Annotated in this window: 15 protein-coding genes and 2 pseudogenes; 16 read left to right on the forward strand and 1 reads right to left on the reverse strand. The window is 60.1% G+C overall.

Going from position 1 to position 17,051, the window contains the following annotated elements; genetic code table 11:
• Positions 1-90 precede the first annotated feature (90 nt).
• From C8029_RS11100 to C8029_RS11140, 10 genes and pseudogenes are all read left to right on the forward strand, one after another.
• Positions 91-1,143, forward strand: coding sequence for a tyrosine-type recombinase/integrase (locus tag C8029_RS11100; protein WP_226946311.1), 1,053 nt, complete (start codon positions 91-93; stop codon positions 1,141-1,143).
• Positions 1,144-1,563: 420 nt separating this feature from the next.
• Entirely contained in the window at positions 1,564-2,445 is an 882-nt protein-coding gene (locus C8029_RS11105) for a recombinase family protein (RefSeq protein WP_074646405.1), read from the forward strand.
• 134 nt (positions 2,446-2,579) lie between these two features.
• Positions 2,580-3,773 carry a plasmid partitioning protein RepA gene (gene repA, locus C8029_RS11110; RefSeq protein ID WP_074646406.1) on the forward strand — a complete coding sequence of 398 codons (1,194 nt, stop codon included), beginning with the start codon at positions 2,580-2,582 and terminating at the stop codon, positions 3,771-3,773.
• A complete protein-coding gene (repB, locus tag C8029_RS11115; protein ID WP_074646407.1) occupies positions 3,757-4,686 on the forward strand; it encodes a plasmid partitioning protein RepB in 930 nt (309 codons plus the stop codon). The genes repA and repB overlap by 17 nt, the downstream gene beginning before the upstream one ends.
• Positions 4,687-4,899: 213 nt before the next feature.
• Positions 4,900-6,111 (forward strand): plasmid replication protein RepC, encoded by a 1,212-nt coding sequence (gene repC / locus C8029_RS11120; protein ID WP_074646408.1) that lies wholly within the window; start codon positions 4,900-4,902, stop codon positions 6,109-6,111.
• A 180-nt stretch (positions 6,112-6,291) separates the two neighbouring features.
• Positions 6,292-8,459, forward strand: a pseudogene (locus C8029_RS11125) (ParB/RepB/Spo0J family partition protein).
• Positions 8,460-8,558: 99 nt separating this feature from the next.
• Positions 8,559-9,032, forward strand: coding sequence for a UCP036055 family protein (locus C8029_RS11130; RefSeq protein WP_074646410.1), 474 nt, complete (start codon positions 8,559-8,561; stop codon positions 9,030-9,032).
• Between the two features lie 387 nt (positions 9,033-9,419).
• Positions 9,420-9,584, forward strand: a complete 165-nt coding sequence (locus tag C8029_RS22040) for a hypothetical protein (protein ID WP_008335988.1) — start codon at positions 9,420-9,422, stop codon at positions 9,582-9,584.
• Positions 9,585-9,838: 254 nt separating this feature from the next.
• Entirely contained in the window at positions 9,839-10,891 is a 1,053-nt protein-coding gene (locus C8029_RS11135; RefSeq protein ID WP_074646411.1) for a hypothetical protein, read from the forward strand.
• A 754-nt stretch (positions 10,892-11,645) separates the two neighbouring features.
• Positions 11,646-12,050: a single-stranded DNA-binding protein gene (locus C8029_RS11140; protein ID WP_008335991.1), complete on the forward strand. Its 405-nt coding sequence runs from the start codon at positions 11,646-11,648 to the stop codon at positions 12,048-12,050.
• Positions 12,051-12,153: 103 nt separating this feature from the next.
• Here the strand turns inward: C8029_RS11140 and C8029_RS11145 are convergent, their stop codons facing one another.
• Positions 12,154-13,227: a hypothetical protein gene (locus C8029_RS11145; protein WP_143093134.1), complete on the reverse strand. Its 1,074-nt coding sequence runs from the start codon at positions 13,225-13,227 to the stop codon at positions 12,154-12,156.
• Between the two features lie 236 nt (positions 13,228-13,463).
• Here C8029_RS11145 and C8029_RS11150 point away from each other — a divergent pair, with 236 nt between their 5' ends.
• The 6 genes and pseudogenes from C8029_RS11150 to C8029_RS11175 all read left to right on the forward strand — a co-directional run bounded on the left by C8029_RS11150 (position 13,464) and on the right by C8029_RS11175 (position 17,032).
• Entirely contained in the window at positions 13,464-14,663 is a 1,200-nt protein-coding gene (locus tag C8029_RS11150) for a hypothetical protein (protein WP_009574201.1), read from the forward strand.
• A gap of 124 nt (positions 14,664-14,787) precedes the next feature.
• Positions 14,788-15,228, forward strand: a complete 441-nt coding sequence (locus tag C8029_RS11155) for a JAB domain-containing protein (RefSeq protein WP_009574200.1) — start codon at positions 14,788-14,790, stop codon at positions 15,226-15,228.
• A 110-nt stretch (positions 15,229-15,338) separates the two neighbouring features.
• A pseudogene (locus tag C8029_RS11160) lies at positions 15,339-15,856 on the forward strand (DNA repair protein RadC).
• Between the two features lie 97 nt (positions 15,857-15,953).
• Entirely contained in the window at positions 15,954-16,445 is a 492-nt protein-coding gene (locus tag C8029_RS11165) for a DUF6878 family protein (RefSeq protein WP_009574198.1), read from the forward strand.
• A gap of 10 nt (positions 16,446-16,455) precedes the next feature.
• Positions 16,456-16,833 (forward strand): DUF6915 family protein, encoded by a 378-nt coding sequence (locus tag C8029_RS11170; protein WP_009574197.1) that lies wholly within the window; start codon positions 16,456-16,458, stop codon positions 16,831-16,833.
• A 1-nt stretch (position 16,834) separates the two neighbouring features.
• On the forward strand, positions 16,835-17,032 hold the full coding sequence (locus C8029_RS11175; RefSeq protein WP_009574196.1) for a hypothetical protein: 198 nt from the start codon (positions 16,835-16,837) through the stop codon (positions 17,030-17,032).
• Positions 17,033-17,051 lie beyond the last annotated feature (19 nt).

Raw genomic sequence — 17,051 nt, forward strand, 5'->3', positions numbered from 1 at the left:
AAGAATTCCGGCAGACCGACAAACAGCACCAAAATCGAGGATTCCGACGCGTCTGGCGCAGAGATTTCGAGCTCAGCGTCCTATGACTCGTTGAACGGTGACGAACACGACAAGAGAACCTCTCGGGACCGAGCCTCAATCGCCCTGCCCGCCAATGTGGCCGGCTCCGGCGCACTCGACCGGCTGATCGATACCGCCCGTGGCTACGCCGAGGCCTCGACAGCCGGGAACACGAACAAGGCCTATGCGGCCGACTGGAAACACTTCAGCCGCTGGTGCCGGTTGAAAGGCACGGAACCTCTGCCCCCCGCGCCCGAGATGATTGGACTTTATGTGGCTGATCTGGCTGCACCAACCGGGAAGGCCCCTACCCTTTCGGTCTCCACGATCGAGCGCCGTCTCTCGGGGCTTGCCTGGAACTACAGACAGCGCGGGTTCACTCTTGATCGCAAGGACCGGCATATCGCCACCGTTCTGGCCGGGATCAAACGCAAGCATGCGCGCCCGCCGGTCCAGAAGGAAGCGATCCTGCCTGAGGACATCCAGGCCATGGTGGCCACCCTTTCCTACGATCTCCGCGGGCTCCGAGACCGGGCGATCTTGCTTTTGGGCTATGCAGGTGGCCTGCGCCGGTCGGAGGTGGTCTGCCTCGATGTGCATAAGGACGATACACCGGACTCCGGCGGCTGGGTCGAAGTCTTCGACGGCGGCGCCCTGCTCACCCTCAATGCCAAGACCGGATGGCGCGAGGTTGAGGTCGGGCGTGGCTCAAGCGGCCAGACCTGTCCCGTCCACGCGCTTGAGCAATGGCTACACTTTGCGAAGATCGACTTTGGGCCGGTCTTCGTGCGCACCTCGCGGGACGGCAAGCGTGCCCTCGAGTCCCGCCTTTCCGACAAGCACATAGCGCGACTGATCAAGGCAACCGTTATGAAGAGTGGCATCAGATCCGATTTGCCGGAAGCCAAACGGTTGGCAATGTTCTCGGGGCATTCCTTGCGTGCCGGGCTCGCCTCGTCGGCAGAGGTTGATGAGCGCTATGTTCAAAAGCAACTCGGACATGCGTCGGCCGAGATGACCCGGCGCTATCAGCGCAGGCGCGACAGGTTCCGGGTGAACCTGACCAAAGCCGCAGGGCTGTGAAGCTCAGGATTCTTGACCCATTGGTGAAGCGCTAAGGTGAAATTCCAGCGCTTCAGTTTCAGCTTACTGCTTCAATTGAAATCGGGAACTAAACGCGACAACCAGAGATCCTCTTCGTGAGCCTCTTCATCCTCCTCGATGGTGATGAGGGGGTCATCGAAATCATCTGTCAAAGCGGCTCCTTGGGGTTTCATATGTGCAAAATACTCTTCTTTTGCACATTACCCAAGCGATTTTGTGGCGGTTGCCTTCGCTCTTTATATAGTGTGCGCGGGCGACTGCCGGTGGAACCTCTCAGATCGCGCTCAGTACAGGGAAACAAAGGGTTTCGGGACGAGCAAAACGAGAGAGCACCTACTTGCATTCGTTTAAAAACGGTCGTTTATTGGTGGTACATAAAATTGCAAACGGCCCAGTTTCATGCCGCTGATTGGCTATGCGCGCGTCTCCACCGAGGATCAGACCCCCCTGCCCCAGTCTGAGGCACTGCAGTCTGCGGGATGCGCCGAGATTTTTGAAGAGCACGCCTCGGGCGGCAACCGCGCGCGGCCCGTGCTTGCACGTGTGCTGGAGCGGATTGGCAAGGGCGACACGCTGGTCGTCGTGCGGATCGACCGGCTTGCGCGGTCTTTGTCGCACCTACTTGAAGTGATCGAAAGACTGGAAGGCAAGGGGGCGTTCTTCCGCTCGCTCCAGGACCCGATCGACACTGCGTCGCCCCAGGGCAAGTTCACGTTGCAGGTTCTGGGCGCTGCGGCTGAGTTCGAACGCGCTCTGATCCGCGAGCGTACCAAAGCCGGACTTGCCTCGGCACGCTCAAAGGGCCGCGTAGGCGGCAACCCAGGTCTTCGCGCCAAGGACCCTGAAGCGCTGCGCAAGGTGCGGCTGGCGCGACAGGACGGCTACATGGAGCGCTTGAACGAAACTGCGCAGGATTGGGTGCCCCATGTGCGCCGTTTGCGCCCCGATATGGCTTGGGAAGACGTCCTGCGGATCATCAATGGCCCCCTGCCCCATGATCGGCGCTGGACGCAAAGCCGCCTGCTCCGCGCCGTGAAGGCATACGTGGTGGACGGATTCCTGCCTGCTGAAGTGCTTGGACGCGCTGGACGTCGCGAAACCGACGATCGCCTGCCTGCGATTGTCGCCGCAATCAAAGGTGCTGACCCGGAGATCACCTTGCAGGCAATCTGCGACCGACTGGAATCCATGCGTGAGCGCACCCCTCGCGGTCGCACCAGCTGGCAGCCTTCCTCAGTCAGAATGCTGCTGGAGCGTGCTGAAAAGCTGGGGCTCCTCTGAGGATCACACTTGTGTTGGCCTAACCGATTGCCACTAAATCTAGAAAGTGCTTGCACGAATCTGGTTGGTCGGGCAATAGTCTCGAAAAATAACGCGCGGTCACATAAAAAACGCGCCCACGGATCGGGGCAGACATGAGCGAAGTAGAGCAGGATCTAGACATCGCCATCGGGCACTACGCGGAACTTCTCGCGTCGAACCTGCATGCTCAGCGCGCCGCACACTTCCCTCCGGATGCAAAGAAGGTGATGCGCACTTTGACCAGCGGTGAAGCTGCTGAGCTCCTTGGCGTCGACCATACCTATCTTCGGAAGCTTCATCGAGAAGGAAAGATCGTTGACGTTGAGACGACGGCTGGAAGTCATCGTCGCTATACGCTCGACGATATCTGGGAAATCCGGCAGACGCTTGAAGGAAACGCAAAAAAGTCTGGAACTTACGTGCCTGGGCGTCGCGACGGTGACGACCTTCAAGTTATTTCAGTGGTGAACTTCAAGGGCGGGTCCGGCAAAACGACGACGTCTGCTCACCTCGCTCAGCGCTTGGCGCTCAAGGGGTACAGGGTTCTTGCGATCGATCTCGACCCCCAAGCATCTCTTTCGGCTCTTCACGGAATCCAGCCAGAACTCGACCTTATGGAGGGCGGAACCCTCTATGATGCCGTTCGCTATGACGATCCGGTTCCGATCGCCGAAGTGATCCGCAAGACCTACATCCGCGGCCTTGATCTTATCCCGGGCAACCTTGAACTCATGGAGTTCGAGCACGAGACGCCTGCTGCTATCCAGCGAGGCGGAGCGAAAGCGTTCTTCGCGAGAGTTCATGACGCACTCGATAGTGTTGAAGCGAACTACGACGTTGTTGTGATCGACTGCCCGCCGCAGCTTGGTTTCTTGACGATGTCAGCACTTTCCGCGTCCTCGGGTGTTCTCGTGACGGTTCACCCGCAGATGCTTGACCTCATGTCGATGTCCCAATTCCTGCGAATGACTGCGGATCTCCTGGGAGTGATCAGGGATGCAGGCGCAAATCTGCGCTTCGATTGGCTGCGCTTTTTGCCAACGCGATACAAAGTCGGCGACGCGCCACAAACCGAAGTCATCGCTTTCATTCGCGGGCTGTTTGGGAGGTCCGTCCTGACCAATCACATGGTTGAATCGACCGCAATTTCTGATGCCGGCTTGACCAAGCAAACGCTCTATGAAGCTGACAAGAAGGACTTCACGCGTCAGACGTTTGATCGTGCGATCGAATCCATGAACGCAGTCAACGATGAGATCGCTGAAATCATCCAGAACACATGGGGGCGGAATGGCAAGAAAGCCTAAACTCGGCCTGCCGCTGCAGACCCTTCGCAACGCTCCTGACGCTCTTGAAGGGCGCCGACTGCGTGGCGGTGTATTTGAGATCGATCCGGCGCAGATTGTTACCGAAGGACGATTGGATGACAGGCTTCAGATTGAAGTTGAGGGCCTGAAGAACTCTATCTCCAAGAACGGTCAGCGTGTGCCTGTATTGGTCCGCCCACTTGAAGGCGATCGCTACAACCTGATCTATGGCCGCAGGCGCCTAGAAGCATGTCGCGAACTCGGTATCAAAGTTCGAGCCATCGTCACTGAAGTTGAGGGTGATCAAGCGCTTCGAGATCAGCTTCTCGAGAACCAAGAGCGTCGTGATCTGAGCTTTATTGAACGTGCGCTTGTGGCGACGGCGCTTCTGGACGGTGACCATTTGGAAGGGGCTGAGCGCACCAATCGAGGTGTCGCCGAAGTCCTTAACCTCCACGAAGCTGGGGTTTCACAGCTCTTGAGTGTCGTTCGGACGGTCGGCGAGGAACTCATCCAGGCAATTGGTGCGGCTCCCGGGATTGGTCGCCCGAGATGGGAAGAGCTCAAAAAGGCTTTGGGTGCCTACGACGGTGATCGAGACCAACTGCAAGCCGTAGCTCATGCAGCCAAGTCCGAAAGTTCCGGCTCGGTCGATGAGGTTTCTGAGCGCGCGTTTCTCGCAGTTCTGGCAGCTGCGAAGAGCCCAGAGAAGAAAGCAAACCCGTCTGGAAAGGGCGTGCCTACTGTGGCGATCCCCGGTGTCGGAGCTGCGACGGTCAAGACCGGCCGCCAAGGCAAGCAGCTTAAACTCGATCTGACTACGGATGAACCTGATTTTATCAGCTGGTTGGAGGGTAATGCCCCAAAGCTGATTACCGAGCTTCATGAGCGCTGGAAGCGTTCAGGAGACTGAGGAAGAGCAACCAACAAGAAGGAGGCACGATACAGGCAAAAAGAAAAAGGCCCCGAGAAGCTAGCTTCACGAGACCTTTGTAAGGTTTCGCACCGGGACCAGCCCGCTACAAAATCTCAGTTTTCGCACTTCTGAATGTAGCGTTCTGGCCCCTACCCCGCAAGCGCAAAGCGATTCGCGGGCCGTAGAAATTTTGCCTTCGTGAACGTTTTCATGGAGTACACACCGATTTCGCCGTTTATGCGGCCGATCTCGCACGCCCATCTGCGCGTGATCGAGCGACCCGATGCATCTGTTCCGGGCAGACCCGTCAACAAGTGGGAACTCCTGCGCGAGCTCTCCAAGGCGCAAGCGGCCTTTGGCGTGTCAGAACGTGATTTGACTGTTTTGCAGGGGCTCCTCAGCTTCTTTCCAGACGATGCACTTGGCGGGAACGCCGAGATGGTAGTCTTCCCCTCGAACAAGGCGATCTGTGAGCGCCTGAATGGTATGCCCTGCTCCACTATGCGTCGTCACCTCGCGCGTCTTGTCGAGGCTGGTTTGCTCCAGCGGCGTGATAGCCCCAATGGAAAGCGCTACGTCCGCAAGCACGGCGAAGAGCGCGTCGCCTTTGGCTTCGATCTTTCCCCGCTCTACTGCCAGTCCGAGGAGATAGCACGGGCCGCAGAGGCCGTACGTGAGGCTGAGGAGCGCGTCAGGCGTCTGAGAGAGGTTGTAAGCCTCATGCGGCGTGATCTCGCGGCCCTCGCAGAGTTCGGAGACGAGATGCAGCCAGGCCTAGGCATCTGGGACCAGCTTCGTGACAAAGCTATCCTCACAGCGCGCGCGCTTCGCCGCAAGCTTTCAATTGAGGACCTCGCGGCCTATCGAGCAGATCTTGAAGCTCTCCTCGATCAGGCACGCAACATCATTGATGGCTCTGAAACAGAAGAAATGAACACCAATGATGCTCGATCTGAGCGTCACCATCATAATTCAAATAAAGAATCTATAGATCTTGAACCTGCTTTAGAAAAAAGCGGGGCGGCGGCCGACGTGCCAGATGTGGACAGGAATGAGCCCGTGGCTGACGTCGATGAACAGGACACAAGACACTTGCCAAAGATCCCGCTGCACCTGGTGATCGCGGCATGTCCCTCGCTCAAGACCTTCTACCAAGGCGAAATCCGGCATTGGCACCAGCTTTTCGATGCGGCATGCCATGTGCGACCAGCCATGGGGATCAGTGCATCTGCATGGGAAGAAGCGCAGCGGTTCATGGGTCCGGAGCAAGCGTCGATCGTCGTTTCTGCCATGCTGGAACGCTTTGAGGACATCAGATCGCCTGGTGGATACTTGCGAGCTCTGACTGCCAAAGCTGTGGCCGGTGAGTTTTCCTGTGGGCCGATGGTCATGGCATTGATTGGGCGACGATCTGCAGCTTAACAGCTGTTAAGGTTGAGAGACTGCGTACTGTTCCGCCACCTCGGGATTGACGACTTAACAGCTGTTAAGGTCCGGTCTCGGGAGCGCCAGAACAGGAGAGGGAAAGGTTTGTTGGTTTGAGGGGTGACGGGAAGTGAGATCGGAAGAGTGGCTTCCGGCGCCCGTCGTGGAGAAGATTTGATGGCGAAATCTGCCCAGAAAGTCACCCTGTCCCCGTCCCGGGACATTCCCTTCGACAAGCTCGTGCTGAGCCAGTCCAACGTCCGGCGCATCAAGGCTGGCATCTCGGTCGAGGAACTGGCCGAAGACATCGCCCGCCGCGGGTTGCTGCAGAGCCTGAGCGTTCGGCCCGTTCTGGCGGATGATGGGTCCGAGACCGGTAAGTTCGAAATTCCCGCGGGCGGTCGCCGCTTTCAGGCCCTGTCTCTCCTCGTAAAGCAGAAACGCTTGGCCAAGACGACGCCCATTCCCTGCATTGTTCGGGATGCCAATTCCACCATCCTCGCCGAAGACGACTCGCTCGCTGAGAACATGCAGCGCGCTGCCTTGCATCCGCTCGATCAGTTCCGCGCCTTCGTGGCGCTTCGGGAGAAGGGTCAGGGCGATGAAGAGATCGCGGCCGCTTTCTTCGTCACGCCGCAGGTGGTCAAACAGCGCCTGAAACTCGCCGCCGTGGCCCCTGCCCTGCTTGAGCTTTATGCCGAGGATGAAATGACGCTGGAGCAGTTGATGGCCTTCACGGTCAATCCGGATCACGAGCGTCAGATTCAGGTCTGGGAGGCGATCAAGTCGTCCTGGAACAAGGAGCCCTATCAGATCCGGCGCATACTGACGGAAACCTCGGTGCGGGCCTCCGATCGTCGTGCCGTCTTTGTCGGCGTCGATGCCTATGAGGCTGCTGGCGGCACCATGTTGCATGACCTCTTCCAGGGCGATGACGGGGGCTGGCTGGAAGACCCTGCCCTGCTCGATCGTCTGGTCAGCGAGAAGCTTCAGGCTGAAGCCGAAGTCATAGCGACCGAAGGTTGGAAATGGATCGAGGTCTCGCTCGACCTGCCCTATGGCTACAGCCACGGCTTGCGGCGTCTCAACGGAGACCCGGCGCCGATGACGGATGACGAAGGCGCGGCCCATGCCAGGCTGCTTGCCGAATACCGAGCGCTCGAAGAGGAATACGAGGGCCAGGATGAATTCCCCGAAGAGATCGACGCGCGTCTTGGCGAGTTGGAAGTCGCGATGGAGAAGCTCGAGACCCGGCCGCTGATCTTCGACGCGGGGGAGATCGCGAGGGCAGGGGCGTTCGTGACGCTTGACCGTTATGGCGAGCTTGCCGTTTATCGGGGCTTTGTGCGGCCCGAGGATGAGCCAAAAACAGACGTCGACGTCCACAGCGGTGAACAGGCAGCAGACGGGCCGGGCGTGGAGCTTTCAACGGGGAGCAATGTGGACGGTATCGGCCACAGCACGGTGATCACCTCTGCTGGTCAAGCGCTTGGCGTCAACGTGCCCGACGACGAGGACGATGGTGCGTTGAAGCCCTTGCCTGAGCGGCTGGTCATGGAGTTGACGGCGCACCGGACAGTGGCACTGCGGGAAGCTGTCGGGCGCTCCCCCGACGTCGCGCTGACGCTGCTGCTCCTGAAGCTCGTGGGTGACACCTTCCAGACGTCCAGTTCGGCCGGCAGCTGCCTCGAGGCTTCGGTCCGTCACGTCTACATGTCGGCGCAGGCGAGCGATCTGAAGGACAGCGTGGTGGCCAAGCTGGTCGACGATCGCCACGCCGAGTGGGAGGCCGACTTGCCGCTCGGCGACGATGCCGCTCTCTGGGACTACCTGACCTCCCTTGATCAAGGAGCCGGCTGTCGTTGCTCGCGCATTGCCTCAGCTTCGGGGTCAACGCGCTCCATGAGAAGGTGAACCCCTATGGTGCCGGTATCTCCGCCAGCGGGTTGACCAGGCGGATGACCCAGTCTGACTTGGTCGCCCAGGCGGTCGAACTCGACATGGTCGAGGCGGGTTGGCAGCCGACGGCCGATACCTACCTGAACCGCGTGCCCAAGGCCCGGATCCTCGAGGCCGTGCGTGAGGCGAAAGGGGAGGGGACGGCGCAACTCCTCGATCACCTGAAGAAGGGCGAGATGGCGAGTGAAGCCGAGCGTCTGCTGAAAGGCAGCGGCTGGTTGCCGGAGGTTCTGCGCCGTCACGATCTGGCAGCACTCGATGGCGCGGAAGGGCAGGGGGCGCCTGAGCTCGTTTCCGACGCTGAGCAAGCCGAAGATGTCGACCTTCCCGCCTTCCTCACCGCTGACCTGCCGAGCAATGAGGCATCGATGATAGCTGCGGAGTGATCTGCGCCATCCGAGGGCGGGGAAACCCGTCCTAGATCACATAAAATACAACAATATCAATATGATGAATGCAAAATCACGCATTCAGGATGAGGAATCATGTCTGCATCGACCATTCTCGACACCGCGCCGCTAGGGGCGCTCATTCGCTACACCGACAACAGTCCGAAACCACCTGCGCGTTTCACGAAGAAGCTCGCGGCCTGGGAACGCTCGAACGGCGTTGGCCGTCTCGTCAAGAAGGAGCCGCCGCGACCCTATCCGACCCGGGCGGCGCCGGCGTCGTTCACGCTGCACGAGGGGAACTTCTCTTCGGACGGAGTCATTCTCGTGACGATCATGCGAACGCATTCGGCTGACAGCGCCTTGACCTTCGAGGTCGCTGAGGAACCACAGCCCGGGCAGGTTCGCGTCCTTTTGGATTTCGGCGGTTGCACGGAGCTGCTCCACCTGGCCGAGTCTGTCACGGCTGCCGAGCTCTGGATCGCCAAAGAAGGCTATCGCAATGCGCGGCTGGAGATTGTCGGCGAAGAAGGCGCTGCTAGGGCAGGGGGCGCGGAGCTTGCCGCCTGAGCCTACGTAGAACCCACGGGGCCCGCCAAAGCGCGGGCCTCTCACCCATCACGACCCTGTCCCGCGAAATCGCGGAGCACCATAGGATCCAATCCAACACGGAAGGAGGTCTTCTACCAAATGTCTGCCGGGAGGCTGGCAGCGATAGCATCAGCGGGACACCCGGCTCCAGTCAGCGGTCGCACCATCCCCCGCTCGCCATTCCCTTCCTTGCCCCGAATCCAGTCTTCGAGATCAACCCGCGAGGGGTCGGACTACGGGCGAGCCCGTGCCGCCGGGTGGATTCGGACGAGCCGAACGCACCCGGTGATGTCAGCCAGTTTTCGGGCCAGCGGGGTCCTGTCGCGCGGGGGATGGTCCTCCGCCTCCAAGACAGGAGCCAAACAGATGTCCCGCAAAGATGCACATGCCTTCGCCGCCTCCCTCGCCGCCACGCTCATGGTTTCGATCGTCGTCTTCCAGGCAGGTGATGGAACCTTTGGCGCCGTCCCCGCCGATGAAATCGACGGAGACGAGGTACAGGTGGTGGGTGAGATCGACCCCTGGGCGTAACGCCCACGGGATCGAAGACGGCTCGGGTTCGGAGCAAGGCTCCGATCCGGGCCTTTCGCCTGTCCACCGTTCCGGCCGACCGGCAGAATGAGCCGACGATGGTCGGCATGCCTTTGCATTAAGAAAACAAGCTCGAGCGTTAGCCAATCTGGCTTTGCACAGACATCAGCGGTCAATTGCAGTGCAATGAATGCAGCTTGAACATCGTCAGGGTTCGTCGGACACTGCGTTGTATTTGGTTCGGGTCACGTCGCATGCTCTACAAATCATTGATTTCCTTATACGGTTCATCGCTTGCGGGTAAATCGGCTCCTGCTGACGACCTGGTTTGGCACTTTACGCCGTCCGAGGATCTGAGGCTTTTTCGCGAGTATGCGCTCGATGCCCTACAGCAGGCAAAAGTATACCTGCTCGACCATATGGCTGCAGCCTATGCCGATACGCTTCATGACGCAGTCGCCAAGCAGGCTTCGGAAACCGGTCTTCCCGCAATGGCCATTCTGGGTGAGGTAAAGCTCCCCGCCGACGTTGTTTGGGTCGAATTTGACGATCGAGAGCTGGGTGTCGCGCGCTTTGAACGGGCTTCACATGTAACGAGACATGACGACAAACCCATAGGCACTGGTCTACGCGGCTATCTCATCGATGATCGAAACAATGGCCACTTGCGCATCACGATGTTCCATCGCCGCGACAATTCGAGGGTCGTCGATCCAATCTGCGCTTTGCTCGTGAAGCGAACTCCGACAGGCGAGTTGAACTACGACAACGTCGAAATCGAGTTGAGCCGTTCCATGGTCGAATTCCGTGTGCGGAGCGGTGATACGATGGAAATGATCAACGGTCGGCGCACGGTGCACCAAGTTGAAACAGGCTACGATCTTTTCATCCCCTACGCGCTCTTTGCGATGCTGGCTTCCCCGGACTTGGGTGGCATCATTCCCACGGAAAACGAGACGTTCACAGCCAAGGATGCCAAGACCGCTCGAAAATTCGGGAAGTCCTGGATTCTAGGCGCGCAGAAATCCCATCTTACAATCCGCATTGGTCCGCAGGCCGCGGCTCACATGGAGGAGCGGCAGGCTCGCCTTGAGTTCGAGCGTCAGGTCCAGGACGGGCGAAGCGGCCCTGTTCGCCATTGGGTGAGCGAACATGAGCGGCGCTATCGCAGCGGTAAGGTTGTGTTGGTGAAGGGGCACCACAGAGGGCAATTGCCTGCGCCTAATCTGCCAACGCGTGTGATGGGACCAAGACCCGAGGCAACGATTTTCGAGTTGGACGCAGTTGATCCGTCCGACCCAGACTGAACCCGGAGTTTTCCATGCAGCCATGTCGTCCGCCGTCAATCTATCGTCGCCACATTGACGAACAGCCGTAGTTTTCGGCCGTGACCGGACCAGGTCGGCGCCAAAAGCTCAGAATGCCGGAAACCCTGCGATACCGGCGCACAAGCGGTTTCCATTCTCCCCGATCAGTTCGGCCAGGAAGTGGTCCATCCCGTGGCGATAACTTCCGCCTTGGTGCAACCTTTCGCCATCTGCCAATCCAAGACCGTGAAGAATGCCCCGGCGACTTCCTTCTGCATTTTCTGTCCGCGTTAAGCGACAACGTCCCGAGATCCCACTCAGCTAGTGGGTGCGGTCCGTGTCCTGAATATTCCGGTATCGATAGCCTGTCGCGGCAAGGCCCTGCATTTCCCAGCGGGGAAGGGCAGGGGGGCGAGAGCCGGTGATGGACACTTGCGCCGCTGGTGGGGAGTTGGGCTTTGGGTCAAACAGTCCCGATTGGCAAGGGGACATGGTCTAGCAAGGGCTCCCCGCATCTCTCTGTCTTCTGGGCCATCCCTTCGACTGACAATCCCCTAATCCCGTTCGGGCTCTCGCGCGCAACCCCGCGTCAGTCCGGGCCGTGTTGGCCGCCTTTGGCGTCCTGCCCGCTCCACCCCGGTCCTTTGGGGGTTTCCGGTGTCCATGCTGTCCACCGTGCACGCGTCACCCGACGGGCTTTTTCAGGGTCTTGTCGAAGGGACGGTCCCGAAGACAGGACACACAGGAGCTTATCATGCAGAACATCGTCATCCTCGCCGGCAACATCGGTCAGACCCCCGAAGTCCGCACCACCCAGAGCGGCACCAAGATCACCAACTTCAGCCTCGCCACCTCGCGCCCCCGCCTCTCGGAAGGCCGTGTGATGCGCGACGAGAACGGCTACCGGGTCATGGACACCGAATGGCACCGCATCACCTGCTTCAACGGTCTCGGCAAGACGGTCGCTGAGCATTGCGAAAAGGGCATGAAGGTCCTCGTCCACGGCCGCATCCACTACACCAAGTGGATCGACAGCATGGGGAACGACCGCTACGGCTGCGAGATCATTGCCGAGAAGGTCGACTTCCTGAGCCGCCCGAAGTCGGCCGAGAACGAAAACCCCGAACTGGTCGACCGCGACGATGAGATCCCGTTCTGAGGAACGGGGTCTCCCCCCCTCAGGCCCGGCGGGGAAACCCGCCGGGTTCGCTGCACTGCTACAATGTAGCTTCGAGCCCACTTTGGCCGATGATGCAATGCAGCTATCTGCCGAGCAGTGCACGCATTAACGGGTTCGTCATGGCAATGTCGGGCATGCTTTCCGGTCGGTATGGAATATTGAATTTGATCAGGTCGTCGGACTCGCGCGACGCTTCGACACCAATGCTCTCAGCCATGTCCTCTAAGATATCGCCGATTGCCTCGAAGGCATCCAAATTCTTCCATCTCCCAAACTCGTTCCAAAGCGCCTCCTGCATTTCAATCAAGCGTTCGTAGAACGGAGAAAACCACCCAAACTCAGCCTCATCGGTGAGAGCAGGCGGATGCGTTTCTGGGGTTTCCTGCGCTGCTGCAGCACCCACAAAGTAAGATGAATACTTCAGCAGATCGCCGAGCTTCCCATATACTTCCCCTACAATCTGCCCAACATCCCCGTGGGTCCGATATGCCTTAATCAGCTCACAGCATTGGCCCCTGGTATCGCCCAACACCTTGACCAAGGTTTCGAGGTAACCCTCTACGGGATCATCTCCAATGGAGCCGGCGATGCGGCATACAGCATACTCATCCCACGTTGCCAGAATAACCTGCCAGCGCATGTTATCTAGGATATTGCTGTGTGTTTTCTGAAGAAGAAACCCGGGGAACGACTTGTCAAATGCTGCTGTCACCTCCACATGCGCGCATTCGTGTGCAATTAGGTGAAGTGATTGCCAAAAGTATTCGGTTTCCTCCCCAGGTCCTTCTAGGATGCTGAGCGCGTAGTTCGCGTTAAGTACTAGATGCGTTTTGATCACACCGTCGCGAATTACCGTGGGCGCCATTGCAACACCGATGGCGACACCTTTGGTGGCGGTGAGTGTGTAGGTTGTCTCATATCCACGATCAAGATCAGCCAGTGCTTCGTCGTAGTCGAAGGCGACCGTCACGCCATCCAGGTTAGTTAGGTCGATGGATTGACTGATGACGCTGAGAACGGAATGCAACTTGTACATCGCCTCCTTGGCGTAGTCCTCGTCTGGAAACATTCTGGCGGAAAACTGAAGGTCGCTCGGAATCGTAATGCCTTGTGGCAGTTCGTCGGTCTTGCCCTCTTCATCCTGCAACTTGCTCACCTTTCACCCCCTAAGTCTGAGATTCCCACGCACATCTAGAGATGGACACATACTGCGCTGGAACAACCGAATCTGGGTAGGAAATTCGGCGATTGCGCAATCGCAGCGAGCGCCCGCTTCGTCCCGCATTGCCGCCGCTCGTGCCTCTTTTGAAGAGTGAGAGAAAGGCTGATTGCTTTCGCGACAGGTTAAAGGCTGGGAGAGTGGCTCCCGGCGCCTGTCGCGGAGGAATGCCGATGGGCGTTGTGGAAGTTCTGGATCCGGTACAGCCGACGCGGGCTGGTGGCTGGAAGGTGGATGTGAGCCGGGGTGAGCGGAACGGGCGGGTGTCGTCCGAATGGTTCAACCGGCCCGATGACGAGCGGTATCTGTCGCTCGACGATCTCTGGGCGAGCGTGAAGGGTCGCTCCGAGCGCAGCCGCAGCCGCGTGGTGCAGACAGCGGACATCCGCGTCGAGGCCGCGCGCGACAGCGCCGAGCGATTGCATCTGGTCCTGCCGAAGGCGCATGAGCCGGTCGTGCCTACCCATTGGGCGTTTGGCCAGCTTGCCAGCATTGTCGGCGCTCCGGCCTCCTACCTGCGGCAGCTGCCCGCGCCGCTGGCGGGGATCAACCTGCAGTACGGTCTGACAAACCACCGTGCCGAGCAGGTTAAGACCTTCGAGACTGAGGATGGCCGCACGGAACTGCGCGCCGTCACCGGTCCCGACTACGGCCGCATCCACGACTTCGAGCTTGTCGAGGCGGTGCAGCGCATCGCGGGCAATGGCACGAGCGATACGCGCTGGAAGGTGCCGGGTGTGCTGGATTGGTCGACCGGGGTCTACAACCCCGATGTCGAGATCAGCCGCGACACGACCACGCTCTACGCCTCGGACCGCGACGTCTTCCTGTTCCTCGTCGACGATCGCAATCCGATCGAGGCGGGCAAGCTGGCGGACGGCTCTCCCGACCTCTACTTTCGGGGGTTTTACTGCTGGAACTCCGAGGTTGGGGCGAAGACCCTCGGTATGGCGAGCTTTTACCTTCGGGCGGTGTGCCAGAACCGCAACCTTTGGGGCGTCGAGGATTTCCAGGAGATCAAAATCCGCCACTCGAAATACGCGGCCTCGCGCTTCGCCCATGAGGCGGCCCCGGCGCTGACGCGGTTTGCCAACTCCTCGCCGCAGGGGTTCGTGAATGGGATCAGGGCGGCACGGCAGCAAGTCGTGGCGCGCAGCGACGAGGACCGCGCGGATTTCCTGCGCAAGCGCGGCTTCTCGAAGGCCGAATCCGGCAAGATCATCGAGAAGGTGCTGATGGAGGAAGGCCGACCGCCGGAAAGCATCTTCGACTTCGTGCAGGGCATCACGCGGCTCGCGCGAGACAAGACCCAGCAGGATGCCCGCCTTGATATGGAAGGGCGCGCCAAGAAGCTCCTCGACCGGGTCGGCTGACGCGAAGCCCGGCACAGCGACCGCCTGCATCCGCGGCGGTCGCGTTTTCCTCTTCCACATGCACGCCACCGGCCCCGCCCCGAGAGGGAAGGGGCGTCGAGGTGGGTAACTCAGCGAGACCCCCATGACCCCCCAGGAAGAAACCGTCATCCTCGAGGCCCGAGACATCCTCGGCCGCTATCTCAGCCGAAACCCCGTCATCGACAGCTGGCAGGCGCTTCTTGACTATTGCGCGCTGACGGTGCGCGGGCCGATCGAGCGGTTCCACGTTCTCTATCTCGACCGCAAGAACTGCATCATCGCCGATGAGCTCTTGTCGATCGGCACGGTCGACCATGTCCCGGTCTATCCGCGCGAGGTGATCAAACGGGCTCTGATGCTGAACGCCAGCGCCCTGATCCTGATCCACAACCACCCGTCGGGAGATCCAACGCCGTCGGAGGCCGATCTCAGCATGACCAAGGAGATCCAGAAGGGTTGTCGCTATCTCGGCCTCACGCTGCACGACCACATCATCGTCGGCGCCGGGACGGAACTGAGCCTGCGGGCCCTGGGCAAGCTCTGACGCGCCTTTCGTACCCGCCGCCGTCGCCCCTTCGAGGAAGAGGGCGGCGGTTCGGTCTTTGACGGTTTGAAGCGGTGAGAGAGGCTTTCCGCACCGTCGGAGATATGCCCATGTTCGACCTTCCTTGCCAAACTCAGCCGGAAACGCAGAACACAAGTTTGCCGCCGAGCCTCCTGACCGATTTTAAAGATCAAGACTTGCCGTTTGCGCTCACGACGACTTGCCATACGCCCGGGGCTCTCATGTCCGGGCAGGCACACCCCATGGTACTGGAGCGGTTTGCCACGCTGGCCGAGGCCATGCAGGGGGCAATCGTTCACGCCGAAGATATCACACCTGAAGACGCTCCGCGCATCCTGGCAATCCTCGATCGGGAGGGCCGTCTCGTTCTGGCCGGAGCTACCTGTGATGGCGGGGTCGCATGGTGCCACCCGGTCTCGGATGCCGCCGAAGCCCGCGCCGTCGTGTCCGAGGCAAGCCAGACCCGCGCGCAGGCCATGCGGGCGCCGAATGGCATGAACATGGCCTCGCGCGACGGCTGCGGCACCACGCCGACGTTCTCGATGCCCGTCTTGTCGATCCGCTCTGGCGTGTCTTCGCGTCTCGCGCCCTGCAGATCGCGGCGTGACGCCCGAGAGTCAGAGAAGGGCTGGGGAGGATGTGAGCCTAGGAGGACGAGAGAGAGCCTCGGGGTTCAGATCCATTCCCTCATTTCGGAGTTTCCAATGTCCAAGATCGAACCCACTCTGGCCGCGCCGATGGCGCCGTCCAGGATTGATTTCGCCGCCGTGCTGGCTCGGCAGTCCGAGCGTGACGCGCGGATCGCAGCTTTGCGTCCGGCCAACAAGGAGCGCCTCTTCGATGGCCTGACTGCCGCGGGCATCACCCATGTGACCGTGAGCTTTGACGGCTATGGCGATAGCGGCCAGGTTGAAAGCATCGAAGCCTACGCTGGCGACGCCGAAGTCACTTTCCCCAAGACCCAGATCGCCTATGCCGCATTGACCTGGGACGACCCCGAAGTCGAGATGCGGGCGCTTTCGCTCGAAGATGTCGTGGAGCAACTGGCGTACGACTTGCTGTCTGACACTCACGGCGGTTGGGAAAACAACGACGGGGCCTACGGCGAATTCTGCTTCGACGCGCGCGCTCGCTCCATTCACCTCGAGTTCAACGAGCGCTTCACCTCGTCCGAACTCTACACGCACGATTTCTGAGGGGGCGGCGATGGCACATCCCTACCACCACGCCCTGTCCTCGGTGAAGAAATGGGGCGGCACGGTCGAGGATTTCCTCGCCGTGCATTCCTGGTTCGACCAGAGCAAGGAGATCACAGCCGATTTTCGGCACCGGGCGCTGCGCCACCATGCCGAGGGCATCTTCATGGCCGAGACCATCTTTGGTCAGACCCTCACGCTCTCGACTGGGCGCATCATCCCTACCCGGTGGGTCGGCGAGCAGCATGTTAAGGAGGACCTCGGCTTCATCCCGAGCTTCGCCGATTGGGTGAAGGCCATTCGGCCTGAGCCTTGGATGGGTCGAACCGAACGGATCGAGGCACAGGTCGATCCGTATCTCGCTTCGCCCGTAGTCGAGGTCATGTGACATGACCGATCCCACTTATCGACGTCTTGGCTTGCCGCCGGCCGCTTCGCGACTGGCAGTGGTTCGCGCGGCGGTCCGGGCGCTACACCCCGACACGCGCGCTGTTTGCAGTCTCCGGCTGGCGCGCAAGCGCTTCTACCGGCAGATGCTCTGCGCTCATGCCGCACGACAGGCGGCGGGCGACACGTCGACCGGCTGATCGTTCCCAACTACCCCTT

The organism is Roseobacter sp. TSBP12 (assembly GCF_009129705.1).
Classification (GTDB): Bacteria; Pseudomonadota; Alphaproteobacteria; order Rhodobacterales; family Rhodobacteraceae; genus Celeribacter; species Celeribacter baekdonensis_A.